Here is an 11,935-nt window from a genome sequence, read left to right on the forward strand (position 1 = left end):
TTGAAAGTAAATGTTGACTACTTGATAAAACACATGTATTATTTAATGTAGTTATCAAAACTACATGGAGGGGTTTAATTAACATGAACACATATATTCGCGAACCAATCAATGGCTTTACTCATTTATTCGGAGCTCTTATATCTTTTGCTGGGTTATTGGCACTAGTAATAAAGGCATCTATTGATTCTGGATCACCACTTGCTATTACTGCGGTAACCATATTTGGAATTAGCCTTATCTTACTTTACTCTGCATCTGCAACCTACCATATGGTAGTTGCTAAGGATCATATCATCGCTTTCCTGCGAAAAATAGATCATTCCATGATATTCATTCTAATCGCTGGTACTTATACTCCTATATGCCTAATAAGCTTAGGTGGTACAACAGGTTGGATTCTATTTATAGTGATAAATACACTTGCACTATTTGGAGTTTTATATAAATTAATATGGTTTCAAGCTCCTCGATGGCTTTCTACTGCACTCTATGTTGCAATGGGATGGATTATAATTTTCTTTAGTCCTTCATTATCAAAGGTTTTATCAACAGAAGGTATGCTTCTTTTACTATTAGGTGGTATAACATATACTTTAGGAGCCTTCATTTATTGGTTGAAACCAAAATTTTTAGAATTTAAACATATGGGATTTCATGAAATATTCCATCTGTTTATTTTAGGCGGTAGCTTCTTTCATTTCTTTTGTATCTTCTACTATGTTTTATAAACATGATATGAAGACTTTCACATCTATACAAAAAGGCGAGTAGCGTTTGAATTGCTACTCGTCTTTTGCTTTATCCAATGTTCCTTAATTGTTTATATTGCTTTGGAGTTATACCATTATATTTCCGAAACAAGGCAGTATAATAGCTTTGATTGCAAAAAGCAAATAAGATTGCAATATCAAGTAACGATGAATTCGTATGTTCTAGAAAATATTTAGATTCCTCAATTTTCTTTCGATTAATATATTCTATTAAGGGAAAGCCAACTATTTTTCGGAATAAAGTAGATAAGTAATTTGCACTCACATTTGCTGCATCAGCAATTTCTTGTAGCTGAATAGGCTGTAAAATATGATCGTGAATATAATGAACTGCTTTGTCCACTATTTCATTTTGATATGGATCCTTTTGGTAATCTCGAATCGCTTTTATAAAGGTTGTTACCATTTCATATTCAAGCTCTTGCAATAGCATAGGATCATCACGTTTCTCTATCTCTCGTATATAAATATCACTTAAATCAAATGCATATTCTGGGGTAACTCCTGCTTTTATTGTTGCCCTCGTGAATAATGTACAAGAACAAATCAATGAATTTTTTAATGATCTTAGTGGGTAATGGGAAAGCCTTGCTTTTTCTAAATTATTTATTTTTGACAACACTTCCTTAGCCTTTTCTTCGTTTGCTTGTTTAATCCAATGCAGTAATTCCTGTTCTAATTGATAAGAAGGATGAGCAAAAAGTGTTTCTTCATTTTCTTTTCTCGTATTCAAAAATTGTTTAATTACATCCTGCTGAATTGTTGATAGTTTTCTCAATCCTATCCCTCCTCAACATATGTATATTTTAATAAAAATCTTAAAATTCTAATATAATTATAGTATGTAAGCCTTTACAATTCAAGATAGCACACGCTTTACCAAACGATAAGGGGGAAATAGAATGAAAAAGGGTAAGCTTGGATATTTATGTTTTGTTTTCTTATCAATAGTAATCTTGGTAGCTTGTTCTAGTGATAAAGCATCTAATACTGCACAAAAAGATAACAAAAATAACACGACAACTGAAGAGAAAGTAACGATTAAGGTCGGAATCCAGAATGATAATACACCTGCAACACAAGCACTAATTGATGCATTTAATGAGAGTCAAGACAAATTCGTTATCGAGTGGGACCCGCTTACAAATGACTCCGCCCAAATGCATGACCAACTTTTAAATTCATTAAATAGTGGTTCTAGTGAATATGATGTTCTCTCACTTGACGTAGTATGGGCAGGTGAATTTGCTGGAGCGGGATTTTTAGAACCAATTGATGTTTTTATGAAAGAGGCTGGATTCAGTAAAGACCAATTTAATACTGGTTCAATGGCATCGGGAAATTATACAGGGAAGCAATATACTCTTCCTTTCTTTCCTGACTTGGGACTATTATATTTCCGTAGTGACATTGTAAGTGAAGAGGATGCGATAAAATTAGAAAGTGGTGACTACTCATACGAGGACCTGTATGCCATGGCCGAAAAATATACAGGTGAGAAAGGTACAAAATATGGATTCCTTTATCAGTCGAAACAATATGAAGGCTTAACAGTTAACGTGACTGAGTTTACCAATTCCTACAACAATGTTCAAACAGGTTTAGAATCCATGTATAAATTTACGAATGCAGATTTTTCACCAAGTGATTTATTAAACTATACGGAAGCTGAAACACATACAAATTTTGAACAAGGAAATGCAGTATTTGCACGTAACTGGCCATATCAATTCGGACGAATTAAAGGACAAGAAGATGGTGTTACTATTTCTTTAGATCAGGTTGGAATTGCCCCTCTTCCAAATGGTGGAGCAGTAGGTGGTTGGTTACTTGGAATTAATAAGAACTCCGAAAATATCGATGGTGCATGGGCGTTTATAGAGTTTGCAGCAGGCAAAACCGGACAAAAAATAATGGCTACTGAAGGTGGGTATTTACCCGGATTCAATACTCTACTTGAGGATGAAGCGGTTATAGCTGGAAATGAATTACTTTCTTATCCAGGATTCCAGAATGCTTTAGCCAATACACTTGCACGCCCAGTATCACCTGACTATAACGCTGTGTCCGATACGATTCAAGTAGAATCCCATAAATATTTAAGCTCAGGAGAAGGACTTGATACAATTTCTTCGGCTATTGAAGAGTCCGCAAAGACTGAGTAAATAACGGTTTGCAATAAAATAGGTTGAAACTCCTTATGAGCAAATTTCATAAGGAGTTTCCATTTTATCATAAGGCAAGTCATATGAACCGTTGCGAGGTGAAAACAAGGCAAGTCATATGAACCGTTGCGAGGTGAAAACAATGAGGCAAAAGCTAGGCTTTAGTGGTTGGTTGTACCTATTACCAACGTTAATTCTTATCGGTATCTTTTCCTTATGGCCAGTCGTTCAATCAATTACGTATACCTTGTTCGATTATAAGCTAAATGATCAGCAAAAGGCTGGACTTTATTTACAAGAGAGATTTAACACCGATTTATTTCAAGAAACTGTCCTTTATATCGACCTATTTTTATCCGAGGACTTAACTAATATCACAGATTCAAAAGACAAGGAAAAAGTAGAAACTGTACTACAAAATCTCAATAGAGTTGCATCGTCCTATACAGACGATAAGGGTATTATTGAAATTTCTAAGGAAGAACGATTAGAAATTAATCAGCTGTATGAAAATACGAAAGCTTTAATAGAACATTTAACGAAGAATTATTCCTTAACACATACGGATAGTCTTCCCTTACTTGTCGAGGATATTGAAAAAAGCATGATACCATCCAACTTTATCGGTTTAAAAGCTTATAAGGAAGCTCTAGGTGATAAGCGAATTCACATCGCATTAGGAAATACTTTTCTATTTACTTTCGTATCGGTAGCAATTGAATTGATACTTGGGCTAGGGCTAGCACTCATCCTAAATAAAGCTATAGTTGGGCAAGGTCTAGTAAGAACGACCTCCCTTATTCCATGGGCAATCCCTACAGCAGTTGCAGCGTTAATGTGGTGTTATTTATATGATGGAACTAGTGGAATCGTCGCACATTTTTTTGAGAACCTCGGCCTTATTAGTCAATCGCAAAATCTTCTATTAAGTCAAGGTGGAGCTATGGTGTCGACGATATTAGCAGATGTATGGAAAACAACGCCATACATGGCACTTCTCTTATTAGCAGGCTTACAAAATATTCCTTCTACTTTATATGAAGCAGCATCCATCGATGGGTCATCCAAATTCAAAAGCTTTTTTACAGTAACCCTACCATTACTGAAGTCTTCTATTCTGGTAGCTTTACTCTTTCGAACACTTGATGCGTTTCGTGTATTTGATTTAATTTTTGTCCTCACTGGTGGAGGACCAGGGGGAGCTACTGAGACCCTATCCATTTATGCCTATAAAACGATGTTTGGACAGACTAATTTTGGATATGGATCTGTTGTGGTCATGATTATGTTTGTTTGCGTTGCTATTATCGCTATGATATTTGTCCGGCTACTCGGTAAGAATCTACTAGATCGTAATTAAGGGGGGAGCACATGAAGAATAATAAACGTAAATTTTTATTTGCTTTTGGCATTGTTGTCATCGGTTACTTATTTATTATGGTTTTTCCTTTTATTTGGATATTTATTACATCCTTTAAAACTAGCGGTGAAATTTTCGGTACCGGAGCTTTTAATGTAATTCCCGAGAACCCCACCCTGAAAAACTATGTAACCATTCTCTTTGAAAAAGGGATATTACGAGCAATTTTAAATAGTCTTATCGTTGCTACTTCAACAACTATATACGTTATTATTGTCGCATCTCTATGTGCCTATGCAATTTCACGCTTTCATTTTAGAGGAAAAAGCATTTTATTAGGCTTGGTTTTAGCAGTTTCCATGTTTCCACAGATGATTATAACTGGTCCTATTTATAATTTATTCTATGATTTGGATTGGCTAAATAGTTATTTTGTTATTCTTCCGTACTCCACAATTACGTTACCAATGGCGGTATGGATTTTAGTTACACATTTTAATCAAATCCCACTAGCACTTGAAGAATCTGCAAAAATAGATGGGGCATCAAGAGTACAAACACTAACAAAGATTGTGTTTCCGTTGGCAGCTCCTGGGGTCTTTACAACCGCTATTATTACCTTTATCGCTGCCTGGAATGAATTTCTGTTAACCATAACATTAAATACCGAATCAAATTTTCACACTGTTCCAGTTGCTATATCCTTTTTACGTGATCAATTTTCAATCCTTTGGGGAGAGGTTGCAGCTGCTACAACTATTGTTACGATTCCAACATTAATAATCGTCTTGTTTTTCCAAAGACAGATTGTTTCAGGACTTACCTCTGGTGGAGTTAAGGAATAAAAAAATTAGCGCATTCAACATAATTTGTTCGTCTGGAGTGATACTACTTGTCATGGAAAATACAATCAAAAAACATAGATTTTGAAAAACTATTAATCGAAGAAAGCTTGTTTTTTAATGGGAATGGCTATATCGGAATACGTGGTAATTTAGAAGAAGGTTTGCCAGAACATGTAGAAACAATCCGTGGAACTTATATCAATGGCTATCATGATATCGTCAACATCCCATATGGGGAGAAACTATTTGGTTTTCCCGAAACACAACAAAAACTAGTAAACATTATGGATACACAAGGAATTGAAATATGGGTTGGGAGCGATCAGGAAAAGGAAAAGGTCTCTCTATATACTGGTGAAGTTCTATCCTATAACCGAATTCTTCATATGGATAAAGGATTGACAGAGCGAATACTACATTGGCGATCCCGTCAAGGACATGAATTAATCATAAAATTTACCCGACTTGTTTCCTTTCATATACAGGAGCTCTTCTATCAATTTGTTACATTAACACCGATAAGTAATCCTATTCCCGTTCAGATTGTGTCGACAATGAATGGGGACGTGAAAAATTATGCGAATAGAAATGACCCTCGAGTTGCAAGTGATGATAAAAAGCATATCAAGATTAATCAGCTATTACAGTGTGAGGACTATAGTTTCATAGAATTGGAGACATGTCGTTCAGGCCTCCGGTCAGCTGCTTTATCAACAATGAAGCTATCCAATCCATATGCAAAATATCGTTATGAAATGAAGAAATCAGCTATTGTATCTACCGTTGATTTTCAATTATCAGCGGAAACTTTCTTAGATAAACGAACATTTATAGCTGAATCGACAAGATATGAGGAGTTAAGAAAAGAATTAGTTGCTATTAAAAAAGAATCAGCTTCCCTAAATTATCATGAGATTGCTATTCAGCAAAAGAGTTACATGAATTCATTTTGGAACGATACCGATGTCATCATTCAAGGTGATGAGCAAATTCAAGAAGCTATTCGTTTTAATTTGTACCACCTACTACAATCGGCTGGACAGGATGGGAAAACAAGTATTGCAGCAAAAGGCCTTTCTGGTGAAGGTTATGAAGGACATTATTTTTGGGATACAGAAATTTATTTACTCCCTATGTTTACTTTGACAAATCCAGCACTAGCGAGAAAACTATTACTTTATCGATATACGATTCTTAATTCTGCTAGAGAAAGGGCAAAGGAGATGGGCCATAAGAAGGGAGCCTTGTATCCTTGGAGAACAATAACAGGAAAAGAGTGCTCCTCCTATTTTCCTGCTGGCACTGCACAATACCATATTAGTGCTGATATCGCTTATAGCTATGTTTATTATTTTTTAGCCACAAATGACATGGAATTTTTAAAGGAAGCTGGTGCAGAGGTATTACTCGAAACTGCAAGACTGTGGATTGAGGTTGGACATTTTAAAGAGGATCAATTCCGTATTGATACTGTTACAGGACCAGATGAATATACTGCGATCGTAAACAATAATTATTACACTAATGTAATGGCGAAATATAATTTACAATGGGCATATGACATTAGTTTGAAATTACAAATCGAAGAGCCAATATTTTGGAAAAGGTTAAAGGAAAAGCTTTCATTTACAGAGGGTGAACTAGAAAGCTTTAAACAGGCTGCAGAAAGAATGTACCTACCTTATGATGAAAATAGGCAGATAAATCCTCAGGATGACACGTTTTTACAAAAGGAAATTTGGGATTTTGAAGGTACACCAGCGGAACATTATCCGCTGTTACTACACTACCACCCGTTAACCATTTATCGATATCAGGTATGTAAGCAAGCCGACACTGTCCTTGCCCATTTTTTAGTGGAAGATGAAGCATCTGAAGCGGTGATCAAGAACTCATATGAATACTATGAGAAAATCACCACACATGATTCCTCGTTATCCTCATGTGTTTTTAGCATGATGGGAGCTAGAGTAGGCTATGTAGAAAAGGCATATAATTATTTCATTGAAACAGCTCGATTAGATTTAGACAATATCCAAGGAAACACCAAGGACGGATTGCATATGGCTAATCTGGGAGGGACATGGTTAGCAATAGTCGCAGGGTTCGCAGGTCTTCGATTAAAGAAGAATGGCATCTGCTTAAGACCTCAGCTACCCAAAGCATGGAAAGGCTACAAGTTTCCTCTGCAATATCAGGGACGTTCACTGTTTGTCCATCATAATCAAGATCATTTTACTATTGAGCTTCTAACTGGTGAGCCTGTTACTATTTCTATCTGGAATAAAAATTACCCCGTCACAAAGGATAAACCGATTAGCCTACCATCTGCTTCAAATGGGGGTATTAACGTATGATTAAAGCCTTTATTTTTGATTTAGACGGGGTCATCACCGATACTGCTGAATTGCATTATCAAGCATGGAAACGATGTGCCGAAAAATTAAATATTACAATTGATTCAAAGTTTAATGAACGGTTAAAAGGTGTCGGAAGGATGGAGTCTCTTGAACTTATCTTAGAGCATGGTGGGAAACAAAATCACTTCACGGAGAAAGAAAAAAGAATAGTAGCAGAGGAAAAGAATGAATACTATAGATCCTTACTAATAGAAAACCAATCACTAGAGATGCTTCCTAACATGCACACCCTTCTACTCGATATAAAACATTCCGGATATAAGCTAGCATTAGCATCCGCAAGCAGAAATGCTCCGTTAATTTTACAAGCGTTAGGAATTACTCAATTATTTGATTCACTAGCCGATCCGAGTATAGTGAAAGGAAAGCCTGCACCAGATTTATTCCTTCAGGCAGCAGCACTTCTAAAAGTGGAAACACAGGAATGTATTGCAATTGAGGATGCACAAAGCGGCATCGAAGCGATTAATCGAGCAGGAATGTTCGCGGTAGGAGTCGGAGAAGTTACCTATTTAAAACAGGCGGATTACGTTGTCCCTACCACAAAAGAATTATCATTGAACGAGATTTTAGTTAGATGGTGGGAGAAGGAGTATAATTAAAGATGGCGCACTGATTGTGCGCCATCTTTAATTAGTAAGCTATCATATCCGATAATACATAATGGTAAATTAACTTTTCTGTATTAATCAGAGATTTTTCATGTGTCCGTTCAAACGCATGAGAAGAGTCAATTCCCGGTCCAATTAAACCATGAACAATATCATGACCAGATTTAATGGCAGCAGATGCGTCTGAGCCATAATATGGATAAATATCTAGCTTGTATTCAATTGAATTTTTCTCTGCTAGCTCTACTAGTCGCTTACGTAAGCCATAATGATATGGTCCAGTAGCATCCTTCACACAAATAGATACCGTATATTCATCTGTAGACTGTCCATCACCCATTGCACCCATATCTATTGCCAAGTATTCCACTGTCTCTGGTGTAATATTGGAGTTTCCACCATAGCCAATTTCTTCATTATTGGAAATTAGAAAATGTGTTGTATAGGGTAAGGTTACATTCTCTTCCTTTAATCGCTTTATGAGCTGTAGTAAGATCGCGACACTTGCCTTATCATCTAAATGTCTAGATTTAATAAAACCATTTTCTGTAATTTCAACACGTGGATCAAAGGATACGAAATCTCCTACCTCAATTCCAAGCTCTCGAACTTCCTCAGGGCTACTAACTTCCGCATCAATACGGACTTCCATATTTTCTTGATTTCGTTCTGCTTTTCCTGCGTCCTTATATACATGAACAGAAGTTTGATGCATTAAGATCGTACCTGTATATGTTTTTCCGCTTGAGGTATGAATTTCACAATATTCACCTTCAATCGAGTTGTAGCGGAATCCACCGATAAGATCTAGCTTCAGACGACCACTACTTTTTACTTCCTTTACCATCGCACCTAGTGTATCCACATGAGCTGTTAGCATACGATGCTCATCTTGATTTTTACCAGGTAACATCGCTAGTAATCCACCTTTTCGGCTCCTCTTCGTTTCTACATTTAAATTCTTTAAGAAGTCTTCAGCAAATTGGATTACATTTGCGGTATATCCTGTTGGACTTGGAATAGAGACTAATTGCTTAATTAATTCTTTCGTTTCATTGACATTTGGATATGTAGACATGTTGAAATTCTCCTCTCTTTATATCAATTAATTCTATAGTATCGTTATTTCGTGTAGATGAACAGCGTTTATTACCTGCTTATGTAGAAAAAATTAAAGACATATGAATATCCCATTTCTCATTATCCCCTTACTTAAACAGTGTGTAATAAGAAGGTAATTTATTAGAAAGAGGAATTGATTAAACCATATTATTGTATGAAGGGTTTTTTAACTTGAATGACTAACCAGCTATTTTTGAATACTCTCCAAATGAAAGAGATTTCTCGTATAGGTTGACAGAGAATATATACTATTGATGTAATGAGAACAGTTTATTAGATGGTATTATTACTAAATCTGAACCAAGTGGGGACGTCCACAATGCTGGGTTTACAATACCCTTGAAATTGGCTTAATGACGATTGTTTTTATTTTATAAAGGCAGCCTGTGATGTCCATTAATTAGTAGACTTTTAGGATTTCCTCTTGATTAATTTAAAAATCATGTTATATTAGTTAATAATTTATATAATGAGTAATGCTTAAAAGCTATGAAGCGTTTTAGTAAAAGAATAAATATTGTATCCAAATCACGAACCTAGTAATTCACTTATTAGCAGCAAAAAGAGACTGGATGGTTGCTGAAAATCCAGGCGATAAGTAGGATGAAATACACCGTGTGCAGTTTTGGAAATAAAGAGTGAATGAGTGACATCATTAACAAGGGTGGTACCGCGGAGAGCTTCTTCGTCCCTATTTGGGGCAGGAAGCTCTCTTTTTTATTTCTCACATCATAGAAGAGACTTATATTTAAATTATTTTAGTTATCCTTCACTAGCTACACTTTTCCAATAATGAGCAATGTACGTTACGCTTATCTTTATAAACATAGGAGGTTATCAACATGAATCAAGTGAAGAGTGTATACACTCCAACCATTAGGGAAGCGATTTTTCTTACATTTTTTATTATCGGGACTACTAGCATTAGTATTATAAAATTTTCTGCAGCTCCACATATCCCTATATTAATCGCTATTTTCCTGTTAATTATTTTTGGACTTATAAAAAAGATTCCTTTTAGGCTTTTAGAGGAGAGCATGATAAAAGGGGCGCAATCTGGCCTAGGGGCTATTTTTCTCTTTTTTTTAATTGGTTTATTAATTGCTACATGGATTGTTAGCGGGACGATTCCGACCTTAGTATACACAGGTTTTCAACTAGCAACAGCTCATTTTTTCTATGCCATCGTCTTCTTGGTAACTGCTATCGTCGGTATAGCAATTGGCAGCTCCTTAACGACTTCTGCTACCATTGGCGTAGCCTTTATTGGGATAGCGTCAGCATTTGACGCTTCAATGGATATTACTGCTGGTGCCATTGTATCGGGCGCCTTCTTCGGGGATAAAATGTCACCATTGTCCGATACAACTAACCTTGCATCCACTATTATGAAAGTAGATTTATTTGAGCATATACGCAATATGGCGTGGACTACGGTGCCTGCATTTATAATTAGTTTTATCGTATACGTGTTACTATCTCCAAATGAAGCAAATGTTGATTTTAGTAAAATGGAAAGCTTTCAGGAGGGATTGAATGCAACTAATTTAGTCCATTGGTACAGTTTGCTTCCAATTGTCCTACTCGCAATATTTGCATTAAAGAAGGTTTCTGCATTTATCACGCTAGCATTTAACTCTATTTTTGCGATAATCCTTTCCTTTTTTCACTTTCATACAACTGGGAAAGAATTGTTCCAAATTATTTTTAATGGCTATGTATCTTCAACCGGAAACGAAGCCATTGACAGCTTACTCACTAGAGGCGGATTAAATAGTATGATGTCTACAATTTCTTTGGTGATATTAGCTCTAAGTATGGGGGGACTTACATTCGCCCTGGGAATTATCCCGGTTTTATTGCGATCAATTGAGAAAGCATTAAATAAGATTGGAACAGTTATCATGTCAGCAGCATTTACAGCCATTGGGGTGAATATTTTTATCGGGGAGCAATATCTGTCTATTATTTTAACTGGAGAAACTTTTCAACAATCGTTTGCCCGACTTGGTCTAGCAAATAAAAATCTTGGTAGAGTAGTAGAAGACGCAGGAACTGTAGTGAATCCACTCATACCTTGGAGTGTTTGCGGGGTGTTTTTAGCTAATGTCCTTGGTGTGAATACACTGCACTACTTGCCCTTTGCCTTTTTCTGTTTACTATCTCCAATCCTGACAATACTTCTTGGCTTCACTGGTAAGACTTTATCTTTTATCGAGCCCAAAAAGTAGGAGATCCAAAACGGGTCCTTGTAAAAAAATTAAACAGAGATGTAGTTATTCACTTACTAAATAGGAACAATACTTGTTCCAATTACAATAAGAAATGTCCCTAGAATTCAGATGCAAGTGGCCATTCGCATCTGATTTTCTAGGGACTTTTCATTTGAAAGGAGAACTTCTATTTCAGTGAATGCAATCATTTAACCTAACAGAAGAATAATTTCTATTAAAAATAATATCGTTTTTTCTAGCACTCAAAAAACTTTTTCATAAAAAACATTTCACTTAAAAGTTGATAGTTGCCTAGTTGATTTTTTCATATACTCAAACACTCATAACTCATGGCAACTCCATCATTATAATGTTTCTAAACCTTCAAAAGACAATTTTCTTAGCAAGGAAACTTGTTGTGGAGTG

9 protein-coding genes are annotated in these 11,935 nt (G+C 35.8%); 7 read left to right on the top strand and 2 right to left on the bottom strand.

The features are described 5' to 3' along the window. Positions 1–83 precede the first annotated feature (83 nt). Positions 84–731, top strand: a complete 648-nt coding sequence (trhA, locus tag KI338_RS16615; protein WP_212922146.1) for a PAQR family membrane homeostasis protein TrhA — start codon at positions 84–86, stop codon at positions 729–731. Positions 732–801: 70 nt separating this feature from the next. On the opposite strand, the gene KI338_RS16620 is transcribed toward trhA, so the two are convergent. Then, positions 802–1,551: an AraC family transcriptional regulator gene (locus KI338_RS16620; protein WP_244853711.1), complete on the bottom strand. Its 750-nt coding sequence runs from the start codon at positions 1,549–1,551 to the stop codon at positions 802–804. Between the two features lie 124 nt (positions 1,552–1,675). Here KI338_RS16620 and KI338_RS16625 point away from each other — a divergent pair, with 124 nt between their 5' ends. From KI338_RS16625 to pgmB, 5 genes are all read left to right on the top strand, one after another. Beyond that, entirely contained in the window at positions 1,676–2,938 is a 1,263-nt protein-coding gene (locus tag KI338_RS16625; protein WP_212922147.1) for an extracellular solute-binding protein, read from the top strand. A 142-nt stretch (positions 2,939–3,080) separates the two neighbouring features. Next, on the top strand, positions 3,081–4,298 hold the full coding sequence (locus tag KI338_RS16630; protein WP_212922148.1) for a carbohydrate ABC transporter permease: 1,218 nt from the start codon (positions 3,081–3,083) through the stop codon (positions 4,296–4,298). Between the two features lie 11 nt (positions 4,299–4,309). Continuing rightward, the gene (locus KI338_RS16635; RefSeq protein WP_212922149.1) at positions 4,310–5,143 is read left to right on the top strand and encodes a carbohydrate ABC transporter permease; all 834 of its coding nucleotides are present in this window, start codon (positions 4,310–4,312) and stop codon (positions 5,141–5,143) included. A gap of 47 nt (positions 5,144–5,190) precedes the next feature. Then, positions 5,191–7,500 (top strand): glycoside hydrolase family 65 protein, encoded by a 2,310-nt coding sequence (locus KI338_RS16640; protein ID WP_212922150.1) that lies wholly within the window; start codon positions 5,191–5,193, stop codon positions 7,498–7,500. Beyond that, positions 7,497–8,165, top strand: a complete 669-nt coding sequence (pgmB, locus tag KI338_RS16645; RefSeq protein WP_244853713.1) for a beta-phosphoglucomutase — start codon at positions 7,497–7,499, stop codon at positions 8,163–8,165. Before KI338_RS16640 ends, pgmB begins: the two co-directional genes overlap by 4 nt. Before the next feature lie 31 nt (positions 8,166–8,196). Here pgmB and KI338_RS16650 read toward each other — a convergent pair whose 3' ends face one another. Beyond that, the gene (locus KI338_RS16650; protein WP_212922151.1) at positions 8,197–9,252 is read right to left on the bottom strand and encodes a M42 family metallopeptidase; all 1,056 of its coding nucleotides are present in this window, start codon (positions 9,250–9,252) and stop codon (positions 8,197–8,199) included. Positions 9,253–10,138: 886 nt separating this feature from the next. On the opposite strand from KI338_RS16650, the gene nhaC reads away from it, so the two are divergent. After that, positions 10,139–11,527 (top strand): Na+/H+ antiporter NhaC, encoded by a 1,389-nt coding sequence (nhaC, locus tag KI338_RS16655; protein WP_212922152.1) that lies wholly within the window; start codon positions 10,139–10,141, stop codon positions 11,525–11,527. The last annotated feature ends 408 nt before the right edge of the window (positions 11,528–11,935 follow it).

The organism is Ornithinibacillus bavariensis (assembly GCF_018333235.1).
Classification (GTDB): domain Bacteria; phylum Bacillota; class Bacilli; order Bacillales; family Amphibacillaceae; genus Ornithinibacillus; species Ornithinibacillus bavariensis.